The organism is Kitasatospora sp. NPDC008050 (genome assembly GCF_042957465.1).
Classification (GTDB): domain Bacteria; phylum Actinomycetota; class Actinomycetes; order Streptomycetales; family Streptomycetaceae; genus Kitasatospora.
Map to the genome: position 1 here is coordinate 180,165 of NZ_JBIBIJ010000018.1, position 24,160 is coordinate 204,324.

At 72.5% G+C, this 24,160-nt stretch carries 21 protein-coding genes; 9 read left to right on the forward strand and 12 right to left on the reverse strand.

Annotated elements, in window-relative coordinates; translation table 11 throughout:
- Positions 1-8 precede the first annotated feature (8 nt).
- Complete coding sequence (locus ACFZB9_RS29285; RefSeq protein WP_391452073.1) at positions 9-2,189, forward strand: FUSC family protein; 2,181 nt, start codon at positions 9-11, stop codon at positions 2,187-2,189.
- Here the strand turns inward: ACFZB9_RS29285 and ACFZB9_RS29290 are convergent.
- From ACFZB9_RS29290 to ACFZB9_RS29310, 5 genes are all read right to left on the reverse strand, one after another.
- Positions 2,178-3,014: a TrmH family RNA methyltransferase gene (locus tag ACFZB9_RS29290; protein WP_391452075.1), complete on the reverse strand. Its 837-nt coding sequence runs from the start codon at positions 3,012-3,014 to the stop codon at positions 2,178-2,180. The two genes, ACFZB9_RS29285 and ACFZB9_RS29290, sit on opposite strands and share 12 nt — an antisense overlap.
- A gap of 53 nt (positions 3,015-3,067) precedes the next feature.
- Positions 3,068-3,541 carry an SAM-dependent methyltransferase gene (locus ACFZB9_RS29295; protein WP_391452076.1) on the reverse strand — a complete coding sequence of 158 codons (474 nt, stop codon included), beginning with the start codon at positions 3,539-3,541 and terminating at the stop codon, positions 3,068-3,070.
- Positions 3,542-3,602: 61 nt separating this feature from the next.
- Positions 3,603-4,616: a hypothetical protein gene (locus tag ACFZB9_RS29300; protein ID WP_391452077.1), complete on the reverse strand. Its 1,014-nt coding sequence runs from the start codon at positions 4,614-4,616 to the stop codon at positions 3,603-3,605.
- A 350-nt stretch (positions 4,617-4,966) separates the two neighbouring features.
- On the reverse strand, positions 4,967-7,390 hold the full coding sequence (locus ACFZB9_RS29305; protein ID WP_391452078.1) for a protease pro-enzyme activation domain-containing protein: 2,424 nt from the start codon (positions 7,388-7,390) through the stop codon (positions 4,967-4,969).
- Between the two features lie 514 nt (positions 7,391-7,904).
- Complete coding sequence (locus ACFZB9_RS29310; RefSeq protein WP_391452080.1) at positions 7,905-9,422, reverse strand: FAD-dependent oxidoreductase; 1,518 nt, start codon at positions 9,420-9,422, stop codon at positions 7,905-7,907.
- Positions 9,423-9,635: 213 nt separating this feature from the next.
- Between ACFZB9_RS29310 and argS the strand changes: the two genes are divergently transcribed.
- Positions 9,636-10,424 (forward strand): arginine--tRNA ligase, encoded by a 789-nt coding sequence (gene argS / locus ACFZB9_RS29315; RefSeq protein ID WP_391452081.1) that lies wholly within the window; start codon positions 9,636-9,638, stop codon positions 10,422-10,424.
- Positions 10,425-10,467: 43 nt separating this feature from the next.
- Here argS and paaN read toward each other — a convergent pair whose 3' ends face one another.
- Entirely contained in the window at positions 10,468-12,150 is a 1,683-nt protein-coding gene (gene paaN / locus ACFZB9_RS29320) for a phenylacetic acid degradation protein PaaN (protein ID WP_391452083.1), read from the reverse strand.
- A gap of 174 nt (positions 12,151-12,324) precedes the next feature.
- Here paaN and ACFZB9_RS29325 point away from each other — a divergent pair, with 174 nt between their 5' ends.
- A complete protein-coding gene (locus tag ACFZB9_RS29325) occupies positions 12,325-12,918 on the forward strand; it encodes a TetR/AcrR family transcriptional regulator (RefSeq protein ID WP_391452085.1) in 594 nt (197 codons plus the stop codon).
- Between the two features lie 69 nt (positions 12,919-12,987).
- On the opposite strand, the gene ACFZB9_RS29330 is transcribed toward ACFZB9_RS29325, so the two are convergent.
- Positions 12,988-13,503 (reverse strand): Lrp/AsnC family transcriptional regulator, encoded by a 516-nt coding sequence (locus tag ACFZB9_RS29330; RefSeq protein WP_391452087.1) that lies wholly within the window; start codon positions 13,501-13,503, stop codon positions 12,988-12,990.
- 200 nt (positions 13,504-13,703) lie between these two features.
- Between ACFZB9_RS29330 and pdhA the strand changes: the two genes are divergently transcribed.
- The 3 genes from pdhA to ACFZB9_RS29345 are packed head-to-tail and all read left to right on the forward strand — an operon-like array spanning position 13,704 to position 17,190.
- Positions 13,704-14,870, forward strand: a complete 1,167-nt coding sequence (gene pdhA / locus ACFZB9_RS29335) for a pyruvate dehydrogenase (acetyl-transferring) E1 component subunit alpha (protein ID WP_391452089.1) — start codon at positions 13,704-13,706, stop codon at positions 14,868-14,870.
- A gap of 5 nt (positions 14,871-14,875) precedes the next feature.
- Positions 14,876-15,871 (forward strand): alpha-ketoacid dehydrogenase subunit beta, encoded by a 996-nt coding sequence (locus ACFZB9_RS29340; protein ID WP_391452128.1) that lies wholly within the window; start codon positions 14,876-14,878, stop codon positions 15,869-15,871.
- 5 nt (positions 15,872-15,876) lie between these two features.
- Complete coding sequence (locus ACFZB9_RS29345) at positions 15,877-17,190, forward strand: dihydrolipoamide acetyltransferase family protein (protein ID WP_391452091.1); 1,314 nt, start codon at positions 15,877-15,879, stop codon at positions 17,188-17,190.
- A 365-nt stretch (positions 17,191-17,555) separates the two neighbouring features.
- Here the strand turns inward: ACFZB9_RS29345 and ACFZB9_RS29350 are convergent, their stop codons facing one another.
- On the reverse strand, positions 17,556-18,911 hold the full coding sequence (locus tag ACFZB9_RS29350) for a tetratricopeptide repeat protein (protein WP_391452093.1): 1,356 nt from the start codon (positions 18,909-18,911) through the stop codon (positions 17,556-17,558).
- Positions 18,912-19,129: 218 nt separating this feature from the next.
- Here ACFZB9_RS29350 and ACFZB9_RS29355 point away from each other — a divergent pair, with 218 nt between their 5' ends.
- Both ACFZB9_RS29355 and ACFZB9_RS29360 read left to right on the forward strand, forming a co-directional pair.
- Complete coding sequence (locus ACFZB9_RS29355) at positions 19,130-19,546, forward strand: hypothetical protein (protein WP_391452094.1); 417 nt, start codon at positions 19,130-19,132, stop codon at positions 19,544-19,546.
- Positions 19,543-20,682, forward strand: coding sequence for a DegT/DnrJ/EryC1/StrS family aminotransferase (locus ACFZB9_RS29360; protein ID WP_391452096.1), 1,140 nt, complete (start codon positions 19,543-19,545; stop codon positions 20,680-20,682). Before ACFZB9_RS29355 ends, ACFZB9_RS29360 begins: the two co-directional genes overlap by 4 nt.
- Before the next feature lie 23 nt (positions 20,683-20,705).
- Here the strand turns inward: ACFZB9_RS29360 and ACFZB9_RS29365 are convergent, their stop codons facing one another.
- Complete coding sequence (locus tag ACFZB9_RS29365) at positions 20,706-21,584, reverse strand: glycosyltransferase family 2 protein (protein WP_391452098.1); 879 nt, start codon at positions 21,582-21,584, stop codon at positions 20,706-20,708.
- A 240-nt stretch (positions 21,585-21,824) separates the two neighbouring features.
- Between ACFZB9_RS29365 and ACFZB9_RS29370 the strand changes: the two genes are divergently transcribed.
- Entirely contained in the window at positions 21,825-23,183 is a 1,359-nt protein-coding gene (locus ACFZB9_RS29370; protein ID WP_391452100.1) for a hypothetical protein, read from the forward strand.
- Positions 23,184-23,411: 228 nt separating this feature from the next.
- Here ACFZB9_RS29370 and ACFZB9_RS29375 read toward each other — a convergent pair whose 3' ends face one another.
- From ACFZB9_RS29375 to ACFZB9_RS29385, 3 genes are read right to left on the reverse strand one after another with little or no spacing between them, the layout of a single operon-like run.
- Positions 23,412-23,573, reverse strand: coding sequence for a hypothetical protein (locus tag ACFZB9_RS29375; protein WP_391452102.1), 162 nt, complete (start codon positions 23,571-23,573; stop codon positions 23,412-23,414).
- Entirely contained in the window at positions 23,570-23,809 is a 240-nt protein-coding gene (locus ACFZB9_RS29380) for a hypothetical protein (protein ID WP_391452104.1), read from the reverse strand. The genes ACFZB9_RS29375 and ACFZB9_RS29380 overlap by 4 nt, the downstream gene beginning before the upstream one ends.
- A complete protein-coding gene (locus tag ACFZB9_RS29385; RefSeq protein ID WP_391452106.1) occupies positions 23,797-24,054 on the reverse strand; it encodes a hypothetical protein in 258 nt (85 codons plus the stop codon). The genes ACFZB9_RS29380 and ACFZB9_RS29385 overlap by 13 nt, the downstream gene beginning before the upstream one ends.
- Positions 24,055-24,160 lie beyond the last annotated feature (106 nt).

Sequence of the window (24,160 nt, forward strand, 5' to 3'; positions counted from 1 at the left end):
TGTCCGTTATGCCCTGGCTTGCCGCGCTCCACCACACCGGCCGCGCGGGCCTGCGGCCCGAGCGGACGCTGAGCGATCCGTACCGGGCGGCGCGCGGGGCCGCGGCGGTGGCGCTGGTGGTCTTCCCGGTGCTCGCCGTCGGCGGCCCGGGCCCGGCCATCTCGGCCGCGCTGGGCGCCTTCATCGCCGGCACGGCCACCTTCCAGCGCAGCTTCCGGCCGCGCCCCTCGCTGGCCCTGGCCGCGGGGCTCGGCCTCGGGGTGAGCACCTTCCTCGGCTATCTGGCGGTCTCGGTGCCCGGGCTCTTCCCGGTGCTGCTGGCCGCCTGGGCCTTCGCGGCGGGCCTGGCCTGGTCGCTCGGCCCGACTGCCGGCGTGGTGGCCACCAACACGCTGACCGTGATGCTGGTGGTGGTCCAACTGCCCGTCAGCGTGGCCACCGCGGCGGCGCACGCGGGGCTCTGCGCGCTCGGCGGCGGGGTCCAGGCGCTGGTGATCACGCTCTGGCCGATCAAGAGCTGGGGCGCGCAGCGCGACGCGCTGGCCGACGCGTACGCCTCGCTGGCCGACTACGCCCGGCGGCTGCGGCACGACCCGCACGCGGCGATGGACCCGGACCCGCTGATGACGGCCCGCCACGCGGCCGCCGTGACGCCCTGGCAGGACCGCCGCCGGCCGCCCGAACTGCGCGGGCTGCGCGGGATCGCCGAGCGGATCCGCCCGACCCTGGCCGCGATCGCCGACCCCCAACTCGGCGCGGCCGCCGAGGGACCGGAGCGGGACCGGGCCCGCGAGCTGCTGGCCGGCGCCGCGCAGCTGCTGGACGCGCTGGCCCGGGCGATCCGCACCGGGGAGCCGGCGAGCTACCCGGCCTCGGCGCCGGCCGCGTTGATCGCCCCCGTGCGGCCGGTGCTGCACGGCCCGGCACTGCGCGCGGCCCGTCGGCTCACCGCGCTGCTCGGCCGGGCCTTCGGCGGCCTCGACCAGAACGCCGAGTCCACCCTGGAGACGCCGATCGCCGGGCCCGGCGGCGCGCTGCTGCGCCCGGGCCTGGCCCGGATGCTGCCGGTGGCGGTGCGCACCGCGCGGCGCCAGCTGCGGGCCGGCTCGCCGATCCTGCACCACGCGGTGCGGCTGTCGGGGGTGGTCACCGCCGCCTACCTGCTGGCCCGGCTGACCGGACTGCACCACAGCTACTGGGCGGCGATGACCGCCGCCATGGTGATCCGGCCCGACTTCGTGCAGACCTACACCCGGGGAGTGGCCCGGGTGGCTGGCACAGTGGTCGGCGTGCTGCTGGCCACCGGTGTGGTCGAGCTGCTGCACCCGGGGAACTGGGTCGCCTGCGTGCTGGCGGTTCTCTGCATCGGCGGGGCGTACCTGACCCTGAGCACCGGCTACGCGGTGATGACCACCTGCATCTCGGCCTACGTGGTCTTCCTGCTCGGGATGGAGCCGGAGCCACCGCTCAGCACCGCCTACGAGCGGATCCTGCTGACCCTGCTGGGCGGCGCCGTCGCGCTGCTGGCCTACGCGCTCTTCCCCACCTGGGAGACGGCCCGGCTGCCGGAGCGCACCGCTGAGTGGATCACCGCCGTGGGCCGGTACGCGGGCGCGGTGCTGGGCGCCTACGGTGACCCGGCCGGCCGCGATCCGCGGGCGGTGCGCGGTGCGCTGCTGGACGCGCGCGAGGCCCGGGCGGCCTTCCTGCAGGCCCGGGAGCGGGCCGAGGCCGAGCCGGTGCGGCACGCCGTGCACTCGCCGCAGCTCAGCCGCCGGCAGCTGGGCCGGGCCAGGGAGGCGGTCGGGTTCCTGTCCCGGGTCGCGCTGCTGATGGAGGCCCACCTGCCGGGGCGGCAGGCCGAACCGGTGCCGGGCGCCACCGACTTCGGGCAGGCGCTGGCCGAGGCGACGGCGGCGGCCGGGGCGGCGGTGCTCACCGGGCGGGCGGTGGACTTCCGCACGGTGCGGGACGCGCAACTGCTCTGGGAGGAGCTGCTGGAGGGGACGCCCGGGCAGCGGCCCGGTGACCAGCTGGAGGTGGTCCGCTCCGGCAGCCGGCTGCTGATGCAGGCGCTCACCGACCTGGAGAAGGCGGTGCGGCCGGCCGGGGCGGTGGCCGCCGAGCCGGGGCCGGACGGGCGGGGATCGGACGGGCGGGGGTCGGACGGGCCGGGGTCAGCCGGCTGACCGGTGCCCGGACTGCCAGTGGAAGAGCCCCATGCCGACCGAGGTGGCCAGGTTGAAGCTGGAGACCAGCGGGCGCATCGGGATCGCCAGCAGCGCGTCCGCCCGGGACCGCAGCTCCCGGCTCACCCCGTGCCGCTCGGAGCCGAAGACGAGCAGCGCCTCGTCCGGCAGCCGCACCGAGTGGATGTCCGCGCCCTGCGGGTCCAGCACGAACAGCGGCCCGGGCGGGAGCTGATCGGCCGTCAGGTGCGCCACGTCGGTGGCGAAGTGCAGCCCGGCACCGGCCCGCACCACGGTCGGGTGCCAGGGGTCCAGATCGCCGGTGGTGACCACGCCGGTGGCGCCGAAGCCGGCCGCCAGCCGCACCACGGCACCCACGTTGCCGAGGTTGCGCGGGTTGTCCAGCACCACCACGGGCGCCCGGCGCGGCAGCGCCCGCAGCCGGGCCAGCGCTTGGGCGGGGTCGGGGCGCCGGGCGAGCGCCGCCACCCCGGTCGGGTGCGGGCGCGGCACCAGCTCGCGCACGGCGGCGGCCGGCACCTCGACGGCGGCGGCCAGCACGGCGGCCGCGACGTCGGGGGCCAGGCCCTCGGCGAGCCCGGCCAGCGCGGCCCGGTCGCTGGTGAGCACCAGGCGCAGCTCGCCGCCGAACCGCAGCGTGTGCTTGAGCGCGTGGAAGCCGTCGATCAGCACGCTGTCCGGCTGCTGGGCCGCCGCCCGCCAGCGGCGCAGGGCGGCTTCGGGGGTTTCAGGGGCTTCAGGGGACTCCGCCGGTCGGGTGGGATCGGTGGGGCCGGTGGGGTCGGCGGCGGCGCTGTTGGTCATGCCAGCACTGTCGCACGACCGGCCGCCGGCTCCCGAGGCGGTGGTCCGGGCCGTCAGTAGTAGGCGCGCATCAGCTCGGTGGCCCACTGCGGCTGCCCGGTGTCGCCGAGCGGGCCGAACTCGGCCATCCACGGCTTGAGATCGAGCACCGGGGTGCCGTCCACGGCGTCCAGGCCGAGCACGTGCACATCGAGGCCGTCCACCTCGACCAGGCGGCAGCGCGAGACGCCGAGGCGGTTGGGACGGTTCTTGCCGCGCTGGGCGAAGATGCCGACCTCGGGCCACTCGGGGTTGCCGCGCGGGCGGCGGGCGGTGGTCTCGATCTTCTCCTCGGCCACCTTGTGGAAGTGGAAGACCACCTCCAGGTGCGTGAAGGCGTCCAGGCCGAGCAGGGCCTCGGCGCTGTACTGCGCCGGGTCGAGTCGGATCACGGCGGCGACCTGGCCCCAGTCGTCGTCGGTCACCTCGGTGCGGCCACCGGTGACCAGGCCGATCGGGCGCAGGACCACGGTGCTGTCGTTGCTCATCGTTCCCCCAGGGATAGGAAAGGTCTGGAGGGTGATCCTGCCGCAGCCACCGGGGGGAGTCCTACTCCCATTCCCAGCGGATCCCGCTCTGTCCCGGCTGCTGCTCGGTGGCCAGTACGTGGGCGCTGGCCGAGGCGCCGATCCACAGGCGCTCGCGGACCCGGTCGCGTGCGGCGCCCGGGTCGCGTTCGTAGCGCTCGCAGTGGGCGGGGACGGCGGTCGGGTCGAAGTGCACCTGGAGCACGTACTCGCGCACCGGCGCGGCGAAGCGGCGGCCGTAGACGGTGGTCGGGCCGCCCGGGGGCAGCTCGACCTCGTACTCGAAGACCGTGGAGTCGCCGAGCCCCAGCGGGCGGTCCAGCAGGAGCTCGGCGACCAGCAGGCCGATCTCGGGGCAGCGCCGGACCCGGCCGAGCCGGGCGTGCCGCACCGAGGTCAGCTCGGGGCAGCCGGTGGCGTCCTCGTCCGCCTGGTGCACCACCAGGCAGCGCGAGACGCCGGGGACGGTGGCCCGCACCACCTGACGGGTCCTCAGCACCGCGCCGATCCGGTCGGCGCCGACGTAGCAGGCGTCGTGCACGCTGAGTCGTTCCAGCTCGCTGGTGGGCGGTGCGTCCAGCTCGTCGAAGACCTCGGCGATGCGCAGCTCCTCGGGCCAGATCGTGGCCACCGGCACGCTGTCCTGGGGGCTGCCGGTCACCCAGCGGCCACGCGGGCGGGGTGGGCCGAGCAGGCTGGACAAGCCGGTCGTGGGCAGGCCCAGCAGGTTCTCCAGCAGCGCCACCGCCTGGACGGAGGAGGCCCGTTCGGGTTGGCTGCGACCGCGGCGCCAGTAACTGAGCGTGGTGACACTGACTCTGACGCCCTGTCGGTCCAGCTCGGAGCGAATCCGGTCCAGGCTCAGCCCGCTGGCCTCGATCGCGCTGTGCAGGGTTTCGGCGAAACCGATCGTGGCCGATCGACTGGCCCGGGTGGGACAAGCGGTGGGCATCAGTCGGCCCAAGGGCAGGGGGATGATCGGTCGTTGGTCCACCAGGCGCAGGTGGCCGACGTTCTGCGGATATTGCGAGCCCATGCGAGACAACCCTCCCCACCAGCCGCCTCGTTGCCAGGAGACTTACGTGGCGGAACCGGCTCGGTGCCGTTGTGGGGACGGCACCGAGCTGCAGGAACCTTACGCAGGAATCAGAGGCTACGTCATCTACCCGCGGGTATGACAGTGGTCACGACAAATTAGCTTCACGCGGGTTTGCTGGGATCTCCAAACCGATGAAACGCGAATGCAACAATCCCGCCGGTATCGGACGGCACTCCGATACCGGCGGGATCTCATTCACCTGGGGCTATTCAATTTTTGGTGTCGGTGCGCTACCGGTTAATGACGCGGTGTGGCAGCCGATTTCGCTGGGTGAGACGGCCGGGTTCTCAGCCGACGTTCAGCGCGGTGTCGTCGATCACGAAGCTGGTCTGCGCCGAGGAGTCCTCGGTGCCGGTGAACTTGAGGGTCACCGTCTGACCGGCGAACGCCGACAGGTCGAAGGTGCGCTGGGTGTAGCCGCTGGCGGCGTCCACGTTGGAGTAGGTGTGCAGGGTGGTGCCGTTGGCCTGGACGGTGAGCTTGTCGTAGGCCGTGTTGCCGGTCTCCGCCGTGTCGATGTGCAGCCAGAAGCTGAAGGTGGCCTTGCAGCCGGCCGGGATGGTGACGGTCTGCGAGAGGGTGTCGGTGTGGGTGGTGCCGTACCCGTCCAGCCAGGCGTCGTAGTTGCCCGAGTGCGAGGGCTCGCTGCTCAGGTCGTTGTTGATCACGCCGCTGCTGGTGTTCCAGGGCGCGGCGCTGCCGCTCTCGAAGCCGGCGTTGCCGAGCAGCTGGGCCGAGGTGCAACTGCCGGCGGCGGCGGCCACGGTGAAGCTGAAGGTCGCGGTGCCGGTGGCGCCGGTCGAGTCCTTGGCGGTGACGGTCACCGAGGAGGTGCCGGCCGCGGTCGGGGTGCCGGAGATCAGGCCCGAGGTGCTGATCGACAGGCCGGCCGGCAGGCCGGTGGCCGAGTAGCTCAGGGTCTGGCCCGAGGCGCTGTCGGTGCCGTTGACCTGCAGCGAGACGGCGGTGCCGACGGTGCCGTTCTGCGCGCCGGGGCCGGTGACGGTGACGGTGTCGCCGGTCGGGCCGGTGCCGCCGCCGAGCAGGGCGGTGGTCAGCGCGTCGGCGACCGGGGAGCCCCAGCCGGTGACCTGGTCGTAGCCGGTGCCGGCGTTGAAGTCCTGGTTGGCGCCGGTCTTCACGTCGTGGAAGGCGGTGCCGTAGCTGCCGCTGTTGGCGACCGAGTAGAGCGCCGGGTTGGCCTGGCCGAGGTTGGCCTTGCCGGCTGTCTTGGCCTTCTGGTTGAACAGCGCGGTGAAGCCGGACCACAGCGGGGCCGCGGCGCTGGTGCCGCCGTACTGCTGCCAGGCCGGGCCGCTGGTGCCCTGGGTGTAGATGGCGAAGCCGCTGTTCGGGTCGGCGTTGGAGGACACGTCGGGAACGGTGCGCATGGTGCCGCTCACGCCGGTGCCGGTCTGCCAGCTCGGCTTGCTGAACACGGTGGAGACGCCGCCGCCTGCGGTGCTCCAGGCGCTCTCCGAGGAGTAGGAGGTGCCGGAGACCTGCAGGTTGGTGCCGCCGACGCTGGTCACGTAGGTGTCCGAGCCGGGGAAGTCCACCGACTTGACCGAGGCGCCGCTGGTGGAGCGGGTGCAGTCGCGCGAGCCGTCGTCACCGGAGGCGGAGTAGACCGAGATGCCCTCGGCGGCGGCCTGCTTGAAGGAGGTGTCCACCGCGGTCATCGAGGACTGCGTGGTGTCGGGCTCGCAGCCGCCCCAGGAGATCGAGATGACCGAGACCTGGTCGTCGGCCACGATCTTGGCGGCCATGTCGATCTCGCCCTGGTCGCTGTTGGGGGCCTCGTAGACCAGCTGGGTGGCCTTGGGGGCCACGCCGCGCACGATCTCGCTGTCCAGCTCGACCTCGCCCTGGCCCTGGCCGGGCGCGCTGTCGTAGCTCTGGCCGTCGACCGGGACGGTGGTGACCGCCGGGCCGCTCAGGCCGAACTGCTGGTCGTAGGTGCTGAGGTTGGACGACTGGTAGCCGTCGAACTCCCAGAGCGCGACCTTGACGCCGGTGCCGTCCGCGCCCACCTTGTTCAGGTTGTAGGCGCCGTCGTACTGGCTCGGGCCGTAACCGCTGGGGGTCGCCATCGGCTGCGCGCCGTTCGGCTTGGCCAGCTCCGGGGTGCGCACGGTCTTGTTGTTCAGACCGGAGATGCCCTGGACGACCGCGGCGACGTCGGCCGGCAGCGTGGCGGCGTTGTCGTTGGCGAAGAACTGCTTGGCGTCGGAGGCGTCGTAGTAGGCGCTCTCGTGCGTCCCGAAGGCCTGCGCGATCTGGGCGTTGGTGCCCTTGGCGTCGATCACCTGGCGGTTGGCGCTGACCGAGGCGGTCAGGCCCTGCGACTTCAGGAAGGCGACGACGTGGTCGACGTCGGCCTGGGTCGGCGCGTAGCGGGCGGTGAACTCGGCCGGGGTCAGGTAGTGACCGTAGTTCGGCGACTTCGGGTTGGCGACGTCCGCCAGGAAGTTGTCCAGGTCGGCCGTGTTGCGCAGCTTCAGGCTGACCGCCACCGACAGCTGCTGGGTGGCGGGAACGTCACCCTGCTTCTGCGAGTGGGCCACCGCGGGGGTCACGGTGTTGGGCAGCGCGATGCGCGAGGCCGAGGCGTTGGGGGTCGCGGCCTGGGCAGTGGTGACCGAGAGCGAGGCCGCGCAGAGCGGCAGCAGGGCTATCGCGGCAGCGAGAGCGAGGGGGCGGGGACGCACGGGGCTCCTCCTCTGGTCGGCCAGAGCGGCCGGCAGGGTCACGCGTTCCGGGGGGTCGTGAACGCTGTGACAGAACATCCCAGAAGTTCACTGGGAGTTGGCCCATCATCAGGTAATGAAATGCTAAATAACAGTCAAGTGTGTATCGGGCCAATGTGAACTGAATGGCGGGGAATCTATACAGTGAATACGGTGGTCCGGACTTTTCCTCCGCGCGTGGTCTGGTCCACCGGCCCGGTGCACGGTAAGCGTGCGGCCACGGCGAAGGCAATCCCCGCGCTGCGGGGCCCGGTACGTGGCGCCGGTGCGACGGTGGCGGCGGGTAGTTCGGCTGCGGTCAGCCCACTGGTGGTCAACTATCCATGGTTTGCTGGCCAGTTCCGGCGATATCCGGTGGCCCGCCGGGCGCGTGGCTGGTGGCCGGCGCGGTGCTCCGGGGAGTCACCGCGCCAGAGCCGGAGCCGGGGCCGGAGCCGGTTGTGGAGGCCGTCGGGTCCGAGGCGGCCTCGCGGGGCTACGCCCGGTCCGGGGTGCCCAGCCAGTGGGTGAGGGCGGCGCGCAGCTCGGAGTGGCTGGGGTCGGCCGCCGCCCAGGCGGCGTAGCCGTCCGGGCGCACCAGCAGCACGGTGGAGCGCAGCTTGCCGTGCGGGTCGGCGGGCGCGGCGTGCACCAGCCGCTCGCCCCAGGCCTGGCTGACGGACGGTTCGAGACCGCTGAACGGGGCGCCGGGTGCCCGCTCGTCGGCGCTGATCAGCACGAAGGCGCCGCCGCGCAGCGCCTCGTAGAGGCGCCCCGGCCGGCCGGGGGCGTCCTGGGCCAGACGCAGGTCCGGCACCCGGCGCCCGGCCAGCGGGTGCGCGCCGGGCCCGGCCGGGTAGTTGATCCCGATCCCGCTGACCGAACCGGTCATCCGGGCCATCAGCGGGGGGACCGAGTCGGCCAGCGTGGCGGCCGCCGAGCGCAGCGCCCGGGTGGCGGTGCTCGGTGCCAGGGCGAGGCGGATCAGCGCGCCCGAACTGCGCAGCACCGCCTTGCCGACCGGGTGGCGCTCCTCCTGGTAGCTGTCCAGCAGGCTCTCGGGGGCCCGGCCGCGCACCACCTCCACCAGCTTCCAGCCAAGGTTGGCGGCGTCCTGCAGGCCGGTGTTCATGCCCTGGCCGCCGGCCGGGGAGTGGCAGTGCGCCGCGTCCCCGGCGAGCAGCACCCGGCCGTCCCGGTAGCGCGGCACCTGCCGCTCGTCGCTGTGGAAGCGCGACAGCCAGCGGGCCTCCTGCAGGCCGTAGTCGACGCCCAGCGCGCGCCGGGTGGTGTCGGCCACCTCGTCCAGCGAAACCGCTGTGTCGTCGGGCAGTTGGCGGGTCCGGTCCCAGGCGATCGCCCGGTACCAGCCGTCCCCGAACGAGGCCAGGAAGGCGAAGCCCTCGCTGCTCGCGCCGGCCGTGATCGCCAGCTCGGGGGCGCGCTCCAGGCGGACGTCGGCCAGCATCACGGAGCTGACCACCGACTCGCCGGGGAACGGGATGCCGACCAGCTCGCGCACGGCGCTGTGCACGCCGTCCGCGCCCACCACGTACCGGGCCCGGTGGGTGGCCGGGCCGCCCGGGGTGGTCACCTGCAGGGTCACGCCCTCGGCGTCCTGGCGCAGACCGGTGACCTGGTGCTCGCGCAGCAGCGCCGCGCCGGCCTTCACCGCCCGCTCCTGCAACAGCCGTTCGGTGTTGTACTGCGGGGTGACCAGCACGAACGGGAACCGGGTGGGCAGGCTGGACAGGTCGAGTCGCAGCCGGCCGAACAGCCGCAGCTCGCCGAGTTTGGTGCCGGTGGCGATCAGCTCCTCGGCCAGCCCCCGGGCGTCCAACTGCTCCAGCGTGCGGGCGTGCACGGCGAAGGCACGGGTCGTGTTGGCCTCCTTGCCGCGCCGCTCCAGCACCGTCACCCGCAGGCCGGCCGCGGCCAGGTCGCCGGCCAGCAGCAGGCCGGTCGGACCGGCCCCGACCACAACCACCTCGGACTCGGTCAGCTGATCCGTCATGGGCGTAACTCCCCGGGTTCGTCGGCTCATCGGTGGTACGGGCTGCCTCTCGGTCCCCTACCCACCTTCCCATCATCCCGGGCCTGTTCGGTGCTGTGAATCTCCCCGACCGGCGGCGCCCGCGAAAAATCGGGCGCCCGGGTGCGGCCCGCGCCCCTAGCATGCGGGGACGCCGGCAGCGGTGGAGCTGCCGTGACCGGAGAGGGAACCCTGGTGGCTGAGGTACGCGCGGCGATGACTTTGGTGGAGGACGCGGTGGCCGGTGCCATGACGCGTGTCCTGACCCCGGAGCTCGCCCGACGCGACCCTGTGGTGCGGCCCTCGGAACACGCCGACTTCCAGTCCAACGCGGCGCTCTCGCTGGCCGGACCGGCCGGTATGGCGCCGCGCGAGCTGGCGCTGGCGCTGCAGGGCGAACTGGCCGGTGGCACCGTGCCGCTGGCCGGGCTGCTGGACGCGGCCGTGGCGGGGGCGCGGGCGGTGACGGCCGACAAGGCGCACGAGCTGACCGGTGCGGCGCTGACCGAGGTGGTCGAGGCGGCCGGGATCGGCGCGGTCAAGTACGCGGACCTGTCCACCTCGCGGGCGAAGAACTATGTCTTCGACCCCGCCCAGATGGTCTCGCTGAACGGCAACACCGGTGTCTACCTGCAGTACGCGCACGCCCGGCTGTGCACCCTGCTGGGCAAGGCGGGGGGTGCGGTGGCCACCGGTGTGGACGCCTCGCTGCCGCTGCACCCGGCCGAGCGGGCGCTGATCCTGCGGCTCGACGGCTTCGACGCGGTACTCGGCGAGGTGGCCGGGGAGTTGGAGCCGCACCGGCTCTGCGGCTACCTGTTCGCGCTGGCCAAGGCGCTCACCGAGTTCTACGGGGCCTGCCCGGTGCTCAAGGCGCCCACCCCGGCGCTGCGGGCCAACCGGCTGGCCCTCTGCCGGCTCACCGCGCGCACCCTGGCGCAGGGGCTGGACCTGCTGGGACTGAAGGCACCGGAGCGGATGTAGGACCCCGCTCCGGCACCGACCGGCTGACGCCGGATCAGCAGGATCAGTCCTGGTAGCGGATCTCCACCACGCGGAACCGGTTGGCCACGAAGGCGGCGTCGGTGTAGGCGGCGTTGGCGGCCGGGTTGGCGCCGGTGCCGTGCAGGTCGGAGAAGGCGGCGGTCTGGTTCGGGTAGACGCCGCCGGTGAGGTTGAGCGAGAGGCAGACGCCCGAGTCCAGGCAGGCCTGGACCAGCTGCTGCTCGACCTCGGGGGAGGTGGTGTAGCCGGTGGCCGTCATCGCGCCCTTCTCGGTGACGGTCAGGCGCAGCAGCTCCACGGCGTCCTGGGCGGAGTCGACGGCGACGGCGAAGTAGACCGGGCCGAAGCACTCGGTGAGGAAGAGCGCACGGTCGTCCGGCTTGTGCGCCTCGACCTTGATCAGGGCGGGGGTGCGGATGGTGGCGCCCGGGAACTCCTCGCTGGTCACCACCCGCGGCGCGAGCGCGAGGTCGCCGTACTCGCCGCCGGCGGCCGCCGCGCTGCGCTGCAGCACGGCCGGGTTGACCACGGCGCCCAGGATCGCGGCGGCCCGGGCGTCGTCGCCGAGCAGGCCCTCGATCGAGCGGGCCAGGTCGGCGACCACCTCGTCGTAGGTCTTGGGGCCCTGGTCGGTCTCGATGCCGGCCCGCGGGATCAGCAGGTTCTGCGGGGTGGTGCACATCTGGCCGGTGTAGAGGGAGAGCGCGAAGGCCAGGTTGGCCAGCATCCCCTTGTAGTCGGCGGTGGAGTCGATGACCACCGTGTTGACGCCGGCCTTCTCGGTGTAGACCAGCGCCTGCTCGGCGTTCTTCTCCAGCCAGTCGCCGAACTCGGTGGAGCCGGTGTAGTCGATGATCCGCACGTCCGGGTGGAGCGCCAGGGTCTTGGCGATGCCCTCGCGGTCGCGCTCGGCGGCCAGCGTGACGAGGTTGGGGTCGAAGCCGGCCTCGCCGAGCACCTCGCGGGCGATCCGCACGGTGAGCGCCAGCGGCAGCACCGCGCGCGGGTGCGGCTTGACCACCACCGGGTTGCCGGTGGCCAGCGAGGCGAACAGGCCGGGGTAGCCGTTCCAGGTCGGGAAGGTGTTGCAGCCGATCATCAGCGCGGTGCCGCGCGGCACGGTGACGAAGCGCTTGCGCAGCACCAGCGGGTCGCGCTTGCCCTGCGGCTTGGTCCAGCCGGCCTCGGCGGGCAGCTTGGCCTGCTCGGCGTAGGCGTAGGCGACCGCCTCCAGGCCGCGGTCCTGGGCGTGCGGGCCGCCGGCCTGGAAGGCCATCGCGGCCGCCTGACCGGTGGTGTGCTGGACGGCCAGCGCCATCTCGTGCGAGCGGGCGTTGATCCGGGCCAGGATCTCCAGGCAGACGGCGGCGCGGGCGGCGGGCGTGGCGGCGGCCCAGGCGCCCTGGCCGGCCTTGGCGGCGGCCAGCAGCTCGGGGACCTCGCTGCGCGGGTAGGAGATGTTCAGCTCAAGACCGAACGGGGAGACCTCGGTGCCCTCCAGCTCGCCGGTGCTGGGCTGGCCGGGCAGCGCGAAGGCGGTGCCGAGCAGCGCCTCGAAGGCGAGCCTGCCCTCCTCGGGGGCGTCCTCGCCGTAGGCCTTGGGGAACTCGGGGTAGGGCGACCAGTAGTCCCGTTCGCCGAGCGCGGTCAGCGCACGGGTGAGGGTCTCCTGATGACGTTCGATCAATTCGTCCACGGCGGCCATGCGGGCTCCTCGGAGGGGGAGGACTGGGCTGACGCTCCTCAGCGTAACCGAACGATCGGTCGGGGGGGCAGGGCCCAGGGGGACGAGGTGCCCGGGTGATGGGGTGCCCGGGGGCGGGGTGCCCGGGGAAGGGGTGCACGGAGGCGGGCCGCCGGGTGCGGGGATACTCGGAGCATGGCCGAGTACCCGAACCGCACCACCTACACCGTCGACTCCCTGCTCGCCGTCACCGTGGAGGTCTTCAACACCCGCGGCTACGACGGCACCTCGATGGAGGACCTGTCGCGGGCGGCCGGGATCTCCAAGTCCTCGATCTACCACCACGTGCGCGGCAAGGAGGAGCTGCTGCGGCTCGCGGTGGGCCGGGCGCTGGACGGGCTGTTCGCGATCCTGGAGGAACCGGACTCCTGCCAGGGCCGGGCGGTGGACCGGCTGGAGCACGTGGTGCGGCGGACCACCGAGGTGCTGCTGGCCGAGCTGCCCTACGTCACGCTGCTGCTGCGGGTGCGCGGCAACACCGGCACCGAGCAGTGGGCGCTGGAGCGGCGCCGGGACTTCGACCACCGGGTGGCCGAGCTGCTCCGGGAGGCGGTGACGGCGGGCGAGCTGCGCGCGGACGTGGAGCCGCGGCTGGCCACCCGGCTGCTCTTCGGGATGATCAACTCGATCGTGGAGTGGTACCGGCCCGAGGGCCCGCTGGCGGAGCACACGGTGGACGGGGTACCGGACGCGGTGATCCACCTGGCCTTCGACGGCCTGCGGGCCTGAGCGGGCGCCGTCAGGCGGGGCCGGTCGGACGGGGGCCGGTCGGACGGTGGCCGGTCAGGTGGGGGCCGGTCAGGCGGGGGGCACCCGGTCGGTCTCCTCGAAGACCAGCAGGGTCTGGGTGGAGAGCACGTCGGGAATGGCCTGGATGCTGCCCAGCACCAGCTCGCGCAGCGCCCGGTTGTCGGCGGTGTGCACCAGCATCAGCACGTCGAACTCGCCGCCCACCAGCGCGATGTGCGCCACCCCCGGCAGGTCGAGCAGCTGCTCGCGCACGGTCCGCCAGGAGTTCTGGACGATCTTCAGGGTGACGTAGGCGCAGGCGCCCTGACCGGCCCGTTCGTGGTCGACCCGGGCGGTGAAGCCGCGGATCACGCCGTCCTCCATCATCCGGGCGATCCGGGCGTAGGCGTTGGCGCGCGAGACGTGCACCCGCTCGGCGACCGAGCGGATCGAGGCCCGGCCGTCCTGCTGGAGCAGCCGCAGGATCGAGCGGTCCACCCGGTCCAGGCCGCGGTCGGTGCCGGTGCCCACCGCTGGGAGCTGCGCTCTGCCTCCGGTCGACCCGGCCATTTGTTCAGCACTCATGTCCCCCAGCCCTCCCACGATGGACGCGCTGCCTTCAGCAGACTGCCGCGGCGGCCGATTGTCCAGCACCTTCGTTCGGCTGTGGCCACAATGAATAGACAACCGAACAATCGGTTGGGAGGCAACACCCGCCTGCCGTCCTTCCCGCGGCCCTCCCTGGCCTCCGCCGGGGCGACCTCCCCACCCCTTGGAGGTGCCTGATGACCGTCCTCGACCACCGGCCCACCGCGCCCGTGCCCCCGTGGCTGCCCGATGCGAGCGGCCCCCGGACCGACCCCGCACCGCTGCTGCCGGACAGCTCCCCGGTCCGCGTCCTCGGCACCCCCGCGCTGGCCAAGTACGACGCCGAGCTGCTGCGCGACCTCTACCGCCGACTGGTGGTGGGCCGCCGCTACAACCAGCAGGCGACCACCCTCACCAAGCAGGGCCGGCTCGCGGTCTACCCCTCCTCCACCGGCCAGGAGGCCTGTGAGGTGGCGGCGGCGGCCGTGCTCGGTGCCGACGACTGGCTCTTCCCCAGCTACCGCGACACCCTCGCGGTGGTCGGCCGCGGGGTGGACCCGCTGGCCGCGCTGACCCTGCTGCGCGGCAGCGCGCACACCGGCTACGACCCCAGGGCCACCCGGACCGCGCCGCTCTGCACCCCGCTGGCCACCCAGGCCCCGCACGCGGTCGGGCTGGCGCACGCGGCGCGGCTGCGCGGCGAGCCGGTGGTCGCGCTCGCCATGCTGGGCGACGGCGGCACCAGCGAGGGCGACTTCCACGAGGCGCTGAACTTCGCCGCGGTGCTGGGTGCCCCGGTGGTCTTCCTGGTGCAGAACAACGGCTACGCGATCTCGGTGCCGCTCACCAAGCAGTCGGCGGCGCCGAGCCTGGCGCACAAGGCGGTCGGCTACGGGATGCCCGGGCGACTGGTGGACGGCAACGACGTGGTGGCCGTGCACGCGGTGCTCTCCGAGGCGATGGACCGGGCCAGGGCCGGCGGCGGGCCGACCCTGGTGGAGGCGCTGACCTACCGGCTGGACGCGCACACCAACGCCGACGACGCGACCCGCTACCGGGTCGACGACGAGGTGGAGGCCTGGCGCGCGCACGATCCGCTGGTGCTGATGGAGCGCCACCTGCGCGAGGCCGACCTGCTGGACGACGCGGCGGTGGCCCGGGCGGCCGAGGAGGCCGAGGCGGTGGCGGCCACCATGCGCGCGGAGTTCCACGCCGAGCCCGAGCTCGACCCGCTCAGCCTGTTCCAGCACGTGTACGCCGAGCCGACGCCCCAACTTCTGGAGCAGGCCGAGCAGTTGGCCGCCGAGCTGGCGGCGGAGCAGGCGGCCGGTCAGACGGCCGGTCGGACGGGGGCGGGGGCGTGAGCACGATGACCACGGAGCAGGGTGTGCGCACCAGCAGCATGGCGCAGGCGCTGAACGCCGCGCTGCGCGACTCGATGCGGGCCGATACGGCGGTGCACCTGCTGGGCGAGGACGTCGGCGCCCTGGGCGGGGTCTTCCGGGTCACCGACGGCCTGGCAGCCGAGTTCGGCGCCGACCGCTGCCTGGACACCCCGCTGGCCGAGGCGGGCATCCTGGGAACCGCGATCGGCATGGCGATGTACGGGCTGCGCCCGGTGGTCGAGATGCAGTTCGACGCCTTCGCCTACCCCGCGATGGAGCAACTCGTCTCGCACGTGGCCAAGATGCGCAACCGGACGGCGGGCGGGCTCGGCCTGCCGATCACCGTCCGGGTGCCCTACGGCGGCGGGATCGGCGGGGTGGAGCACCACAGTGACTCCTCCGAGGCCTACTACACCGCCACTCCCGGGCTGCACGTGGTCACCCCGGCCACGGTGGGTGACGCCTACGGGCTGCTGCGGGCCTCGATCGCCTCCGACGACCCGGTGATCTTCCTGGAGCCCAAGCGGCTCTACTGGTCCAAGGCCGAGCTGGACACCTCGGCCCCGAGCGAGCCGATCGGGCGCGCGGTGCTGCGCCGGGCCGGGCGTTCGGCGGTGCTGATCACCTACGGGCCCTCGCTGCCGGTCTGCCTGGAGGCGGCCGAGGCGGCCAAGGCCGAGGGCTGGGACCTGGCGGTGCTCGACCTGCGCAGCCTGGTGCCGTTCGACGACGCGACGGTCGCCGAGGTGGTCCGCTCGGTCGGGCGCGCGGTGGTGGTGCACGAGGCGAGCGGGTTCGGCGGGGTGGGCGCCGAGATCGCCGCCCGGGTCAGCGAGCGCTGCTTCCACCACCTGGCCGCTCCCGTGCTGCGGGTGACCGGCTTCGACATCCCCTACCCGCCGCCGATGCTGGAGCACCATCACCTGCCCGGCGTGGACCGGATCCTGGACGCGGTCGCCAAGTTGCAGTGGGAGGACTGAGCGTGATGCCCATCGTGCGTGAGTTCACCCTGCCGGACCTGGGTGAGGGGCTGACCGGGGCGGAGGTGGTGCGCTGGCTGGTGGAGGTCGGCGAGGTGATCGCCGTCGACCAGCCGGTGGTGGAGGTGGAGACCGCCAAGGCGATGGTGGAGGTGCCCTGCCCGTACGGCGGGGTGGTCACCGCGCGGTACGGCGAGGTCGGCGAGGAACGGGCGGTGGGGCAGCCGCTGGTGACGGTGGCGGTCTCGCCGGAACCGGGGGCCGTGGTGCCCGATGCCGCTGGGCCCGCGGAGAACGAGCGCCCGCTGGTGGGGTACGGCGTGGCGGAGGGCGGCAAGGGCTCGCGGCGACGCCGGGTGGGTGCTGCGGCCCCGGCCGGGCAGGCCGCTGCTGTGCTGGCCGCCGCACCGCAGGTCGCCGCTCCGCAGCCGGTGGTCGAGCGGCCGGCCGGCGCGATCGCGGTGATCTCGCCGCTGGTGCGCAGGCTGGCCCGGGAACACGGCGTCGACCTGGCCGGGGTGGCCGGCAGCGGCCCGGACGGCCTGATCATGAGGGCCGACGTGGAACGCGCGATCCGGCCGGTGGCAGCCCCGGCACCCGCCGCGGTGCCTGCGGACGCGGAGGTCGTCCCGCTGCGCGGGCTGCGCCGCACGGTGGCCGAGAAGCTCACCCGCAGCCACCACGAGATCCCGGCGGTCACTGTCTGGGTGGACGCGGACGCGACCGAACTGCTCGCCGTCCGCGCCCAGATGAACCAGGCACCGGACGCCCCGAAGGTCAGCCTGCTCGCACTGTTCGCCCGGATCTGCGTGGCCGCGCTGGCCCGCCACCCCGAGCTCAACTCCAGCGTGGACCTGGACGCGAACGGCGCCCCGGTCGCGCTGCGCCGGCACACCGCCGTCCACCTGGGCTTCGCCGCCCAGAGCGAGCGCGGTCTGGTGGTCCCGGTGGTGCGCGACGCGCAACGGCTCACCACCGAGCAGTTGGGTGCCGAGCTCTCCCGCCTGACCGCGGTGGCCCGAGCCGGATCGCTCACCCCGGCCGAGCTGACCGGAGGCACCTTCACCCTCAACAACTACGGCGTCTTCGGCGTCGACGGCTCCACCCCGATCCTCAACCACCCGGAGGCGGCGATGCTCGGAGTGGGCCGGATCACGGCCAAACCATGGGTCCACGAAGGCCAGTTGGCGGTGCGCCAGGTCACCCAGCTCTCCTTCACCTTCGACCACCGGGTCTGCGACGGCGGCACGGCGGGCGGCTTCCTGCGCTTCGTGGCGGACTGCGTGGAGCGACCGGGGATGCTGCTGCGGCAGGTGTGAGCAGCGGGCGACGCGGAGCAAGGCTGCGGCGGGCTCCGGGGTCCCACGATCAAGTGCCATCGTGCGACCCGGTGCCCGGGGCGGCCTCCTGCTTCCGCCCGAGCGGTATGAGGAACTGCGTGCCCACGAAGGCGCTGAGCGGGTCGGGCCGGCTCACCGAGGCGATGGCCGGCCAGTGGCCCGACCTGCACACCGCCGGACCACTCGGCGCCTGATGGTCCGCCAGCCCTCCACCCGGGGACACTCGCAGGCCGGCTGGGAGATCAACCTGGGATGCGACTACACCTCCCTTCATGAGGCAAGTCGCGTGTCGGAATTGGATGTGCCGGCTACCCCGAAACGTGCGTGCCTGGTGCCATCTGGGCTCACAGGGAGACGAGTTCGGCTGCTCGCTGCGCGAGCTCGGAGGCGCCGGGGATTCCTCGCCTGCTGTAGACGGCCATAGCCGAGTGAACCGTCTTCAACTCCTTCCTGTTGCGGTCGGACGCCACGCCGTCCATGAGGTCCAGGCATTGGTTCCACAGGATCACGGCCTCCTCGTGGCGGTGCTGGGCAGCCACGGCCTTGGCGAGGTTCGCGATGGTCAGGCCGCGAACCCGCTGGTACGTCGACGGGACACGGTCTTCCAGCGCCCTCCGGTAGTGCCGTTCGGCGGCCCCGTGGTCCTTCATTTCGGTCAGGGTCTTGCCCGTGTGCGATGCCACGGTGGCCGCGACCGGGCCGGAGGCAGCGGCGTAGGAGGGCACGGCGTCGTCGGCGGCGAGCATGGCATCCTCGGCGGCCAGGAGCGCCCCGACGGCGTTCTTGCCGCGGCCGCTCGCTCCGTACGCCCGAGCTGCCGTCACCAGCAGCAGCGCCTCCGTCCTGCGATCGGCCTTCCCTTGGGCCCGCGCAATTGCGGCCTCAGCTAGATCGACACAGTGCGCGGTCTGGTTCAGGTCCAAGGCCTGGTGGGTGAGTGCTCGCATCATCCAAGCTCCGTGACCTGCGGGGTCGCACTCGCAGGCGAGCTGGTAGGCGAGGAGGTAGAACCTCTGGGCGGCGCCCTCGCGGCCGAGGTCGTGGCATTTCCATCCGACCAGGGTGGCCAGCTCGGAAGCCGCCCCGTACGCACTACGCCGGACTTCCTCGGACGGAAACGTGGCCTGGAGCATCGGCACGACGGCGTCCGCCAGGTAGGACGACGCCGTGGACAGGCCATGGCCGCCGCCCAGTTTCTCGTCGGCGGTCCTGAACATCTCGGTGAGCTGTCGGACGGTGGCCACCTCGTCGGCGCCGACCCTGCGACAGCCCGTCGCGGTCCGCGGGGTGGCGGCGTTGGCCTGGTGGTCATACGTGAGCGGGAGCCCGAGGGTGGCGGTGGAGAAGGCGAGGGCGAGGAAGTCGCGGCGGTGGAACATGACAAGTCTCCCGAGGTCGGCAGCGGTTGCCAGAGGATCAGGGGCCATGGTCTCCCCGATGGCCGGGAAGCCCAGACCGATCTCGGCGGTCGTCACCTTCCGCTTTGCCAGTCTGGTCAAGGCCTCGGCCAGGTAGGCCGCGGTGTTGCCGGTCGGGGTTCCGCCTCTGACCCAGGAGAGCACGGCCGACCGTGAGGTGTGCAGCGTCTCGCCGGCCTCCGCCGCACCGGCGCGAACAGCCTTGGCCAGGGCTTCGTACGTGCACCCGGCTTCCTCGATGACGGCTGCCAGTTGCCGGTTCGGCTCCTTGCGTCCAGTCAACTCACACTCCCAGAGCCGATCTTGAACAGATTGAACGGGATGAGCGGGCCTTCACCGTACCGCCTGCGCGTGTCCGGCTGTTCACTGACTGTACAAAACCCGCACTTCGGAGGAGAGATGCCTCATGGCCGACGTGTACCGCGACCCGCGCCGTCGCCACTGGGCGAATCCCGCTCAACGGCGGCGCCCAGCGGCGGCCCCTCGTTCACGTCGGTGACGTGGCCAGGGTGCTCGCCGCCGTCCTGGAGAACAGCCTGACCGGGGCGTGGAACGTCGGCAGCGACCAGGAGAACCACACCATCGCCGACATCGCCGAGACCGTGGCCGCCATCGTGCCCGGGTCGAAGATCCTGCGCGGACCGGAGCGGGACGAAGCCGACGCTCGCGACTACCGGGTCAGCTTCACCCGGCTCCAGCAGCGCATCCACGGCGCGTGCTCCACCACCCTCAAGGAGGGCGTGCGGGAGATCGCCGATCTTCTGGCGTCCCGTCAGATCGACGACCCTGAGGAGCCCCAGTACGACAACCACCGGGGCCTGGCGGCGGCCGTCACCGTCGGCTGGATCGCCAGCCTGTGCACCTCCAGCTGCCGACGCTACCTGGCCGAGTACACCGCCGCGTGGGGGCAGCAGTGACCACCGTCGCCCCGTACCTGCCGTGGAACCGGCCGTCCCTCGGACAGGAGGAGGAGGCCGAGGTCATGGACACTCTGCGTTCGGGCTGGCTCACCCACGGCCCGAAGGCGACCCGGTTCGAGGAGGCCGTGAAGTCCGATCTCGGCATCGAGGACGCGTTCGCCGTCTCCTCGTGCACCGCCGCGCTGCACCTCGCTCTGCTGGCGGCCGGGATCGAGGCGGGCGACGAGGTGATCACCCCGAGCCTGACCTTCTGCGCAGCCCCGAACGCCATCGTCCAGTGCGGTGCCAAGCCGGTGTTCACCGAGGTCGATCCGATCACCTTCACCATCGACCCCGAGGCGGCCGAGCACGCGATCACCTCCAGGACGAAGGCGGTCGTGGTCATGCACTACGGCGGCCAGCCCTGCGACCTCGTGGCCTTCCGCAAGCTCGCCGACGACCACGGCCTGCTCCTGATCGAGGACGCCGCTCACGCCCTGCACGCCTGGCGCGACGGCCTTCGGGCCGGCAGCGTCGGCGACCTGGCGGTGTTCTCCTTCTACGCCAACAAGGTCATCACCTGCGGCGAAGGCGGGATGATCGTCGGCCGCGCGGACCTCGTCCAGGCCGCCCGCCTGCTGGGCCGGCACGGCATCGACACCTCGGTGTGGCAGCGGCACGGTAAACGGAACACCGCCGACTACGAGGTCACCGTGCCGGGCCTGAAGTACACGATGCCGGACATCACGGCCGCGGTCGGCATCCAGCAGTTCTACAAGCTGCCGGAGTTCACCGCGTGTCGGGCCCTGATCGCCGCCTCCTACGACCGGTCCCTCACCGGCCTTGCGGGCCTGCGGCTGCCCACCGTAGCGGACGGCGTCCAGCCCGGCTGGTTCCTCTACCCTGTCCTGATCGAACCGGTCGGCGGACGGACCCGGGACACCGTGGCCGACCTGCTCCTGAACGACCACGGCATCGGCACCGGCGTGCACTTCAAACCGGTGCACCGCCTCGCCGCGTACCGCTACCTGGACTGCCATCTGCCTGTCACCGAGCAGATCGCTGCCCGCCAGCTCTCGCTGCCCTGCTACCCGGCCATGACCAGTGCGGACGTGCAGCGCGTCATCGATGCCCTCCATGCCATCTGGTCCTGACCCTCGGCGTGCTGGGTCGGCAGTCAGATCACCGGCGGCCGGCCCAGCCGGGTCATCTGCCACACGGTGCTCCACCGCATCGGCCGACGTGGCGGGCACGGCACCCGAACGCCCTCGAAGAACCCGGACCACCACGCCTTGAGCCCGGTAACCGGCGGTCGGCGGGCCAGCGTGTACAGGGCCCAGGAGGTGAGGTAGATCGGCACCAGAGGGGCGGGCAGGTGGCGTTTGGCGAGCCACACCCGGTTCCGGGCCGTCATCCGGTAGTAGGTGGCGTGACGGGCAGGGTCGGTGCGGGGGTGCTGCAGCACCAGGTCGGCGCGGTAGTCGATCCGCCAGCCCGCGTCCAGCGCGCGCCAGGCGAAGTCGGTCTCCTCGTGCGCGTAGAAGAACTCGGCGGGGAACAGGCCGACCTGGTCGATCACGCTCATGCGGATCGCGTGCCCGCCGCCCAGGAACGTTGTGACCGGACCGGACTGCAGCGGATCGCTCGCGCCGAAGCGGGGCACGTGGCGCCGCTGAGTGAACCCGGTCTCATCCGCGATCCGGAACGAGACGATGCCCAGGTTCGAGTCCTGCTCGAAAGCCTCGCGGATCAGCCGGAACGTGTCGGTGCGGGGCAGCAGCCCGTCGTCGTCCAGGACAATCAGCACGTCCGTGCCGCCCAGCTCGCGCAGCCGCTCGACACCGGCGTTGCGGCCCCCGGGGATGCCGAGATTCTCCGGCAGCTCCACCGCGTCGACCCACCCCGGCAGCTCGGGCAGCTTCACGCCCTGCCCGAGCACGACGGTCCGCAGGCCGGTTTCGCCGCCCTCCTGAGCCCGCACCGACTCCAGCAGCGTCGTCAGCTCCGCGGGCCGGTTTCCCATCGTCAGCACCACCACGCCCAGCGTGACGCCCATCGCACCCGACCCTTCGAGGAACCTTCATGCTCTCGCCGACACCCCGGCCCGGCAGCGGGCCGCCGGTGCGAGTGTCCGGGCCAGACTGCCACACCGGCCGCTCCTGCTGGTACCGAACGCCTGCTGGTTCGCCCGCACGGAGACGGCCGCTTCGATTCACGGCGTGCGCCACGGCGTGAGCGACACCCAGGCCCTGGAGTGCACGCTCCAGGCCGTGATACCCGATGAGGAGAAGCCCCCGTGCACAACGAGTGGGATCTCGCCCACACTGACTACAGCGCACCGCCCGACCGCCCAGTTCCAGCCGGACTCACCGACACCGAGGCCGACTGGCGTCAGCGCCTCGCGCAGACCCCGAACGGGCACTTGCTGCACGAGGGCGCCAACGCCATGCTCGGCTCGCTTGCTGCCGGTGGCCCGGTCTACCTGCTGCACCTGACCCGTTCCCTGGACTCCATCCGCTCCAGCGGCCAACTCCTCGGATCCACCGGGTGCCTGGTCGGGGCCATCTACGGCTCGCCCCTCACCCTGCTGCCCGGCGGCGCCCTGCGGCCCCACAACCTCGGCTCCTACCTGCTGGACGCACGCCACGCACTGGGCAGCCGCCACGACAGCACACCCTTGGTCATCCAAGTCACCCTCGACCGCCCGGCACCCGCCAAGGGCCTGGACTACCTGCGGCTCGGCGGCATCCACCTGCGGGCCTACTACACGTACCGGCACTTCCTCACCCCAGCCGAGGACGACCAGGTGCTGCGGTCCGTTCTGGACCGGGTGCGTGTCGCCGCCCCGCTCCTCAACACGCTCCTGCACAACGCCAGCGGTGGCACGACGTCGGAGGAGTCGTTCATCGACGCCCTCGCCGCCACGGTCCCGATCTGCCCCTACCTCGGGTACCTCTACTTCGAGACGGTCGCCGAGTACCTGATGCTCCACTCCAACAGCCGGGCAACCAGGGAGTGTGCCCACCGCGGGGAGATGAACAACCGGCTCTACAAGGAGCTCGCATTCTCCGCCGTGCGGGGCATGGGTACCTTGTTCGACCTGGGTCGCTTCGCTCCCGGCCACAGGCGTCTCCTCGAACTCGTCGAATGCATCGAGGCCGGCCTGACAGCCTCCCTCCCCGGCTACGTCCGGCGCCGCTTGTCGCACCTGTTCGCCGCGACAGCCCTCGCACAAGGTCAGGACGCCTCCACGTTCACCTTCCACGGGACGGACTTGGACACGCTCGCTGACAGCGTTCCCCATCTCCTCGGGCAGTTGCTCTTCCGGGAGATTCGGACTGTCGACCGCTACCCTCAGCTCTACCACTGCTTCGAGCAAGCCAAGGCTCTGGAGGCATGGAGCTACTGGAACTCCGAGCGCATCGCAACGCCATTCAACGGCACCTGCCCCAAAGGGGAGATCGGCATCAACCCCGCCTACCCGGACGCCGCCTTCGCGGTCTGGACGGCGGAGCCCTGCGACCAGGGACTCCTCCACCCGGTCGAGCAGGTGGCGGCTGTCCCGGCACCCCGGCTCGTGCCGTGGCTGGTCGCTCCATTGCGGGACCGCACGGAGGAGGAGCGGTGGATCAAGCGGCGCCTGGCCCCGGCGTGATCAGCCGCCCCAGTTGATCACGCTCAGGGGCGGCTTCGCTTCCGCGGCAGTGCGCTATCCGGCCCCGGTTCACCCGCAGCACGGGCCTGGGGAGCTTTGCCCGTACGAGTCCGATGATCCTGAGGTTCGACGGCCGGACGAGGAGGCCGTTGCGAAACTCCGGCGCGCCTGGGCGGGGCATGGCTTCTCGCTGCTCGACGACGCCGTGTACGTCCGCCGGGTGGAGTTCTAGCCAGGTGGAGGGGGTGGGCCCGGCGGGAGGGTGGTGTCCTCGTCGGGCCGGGTGAGCCGGAGGGAGGTCACGACTCCGAGGGCGACGCCGGCGATCGCGAGCGCGAAGCAGATCGCCAGGGCCGCGATGATCAGCGCGTCCTCGGTGCCGGGCCTCACCGGTGGATGCCGATGAGGCGCCGGCCGAGCCGGGCGGCCAGGTCCTGGAGCAGGTGGTCGGCCTGCTGGTGGGTGAGGGCGAGGGCGAGCTGTTCGCCGGGGCCGACGTGGATGTCGAGGTCGACGGCGGCCCGGAGCTGGAGGGCGGCGTCGGGCGCGGACTCGACGTCGAGGTGGGCGACGGTGGTCCGCTCGACGTGGGGCGCGGCGCCGCCGAGGACGATCAGGACTCCCATTCCCCCCTCCCTTCCAGCTCGCGCATCAGGTGGAGGAGGTTGAGCAGGGTGCTGACGGGGGCGTTTCCGAAGTTGACGAGGACGTGCCCGTCGACGGTGCCGTTGGTCCGGGCGGAGCCCCAGAGAAGGCCGAACTGGCCTCCTCGCTGCTGGAGTTCGGTGATCAGCTCGGTGACCTGGGCATCGTCGTAGTCGCAGGTACGGGGGTCGGCCGGCGCGATCGGCGCACGGCGGGCGGCGGTCACGCGGCCGAGTCCAGCGTGAGGTGGGCCGCCGGGCGAGGTACCAGCCCGTGGGCTTGGTCCTTTTCCCAGCGGCCTCCTCCCGAACCCGTCGTGCGACGTTAATCGC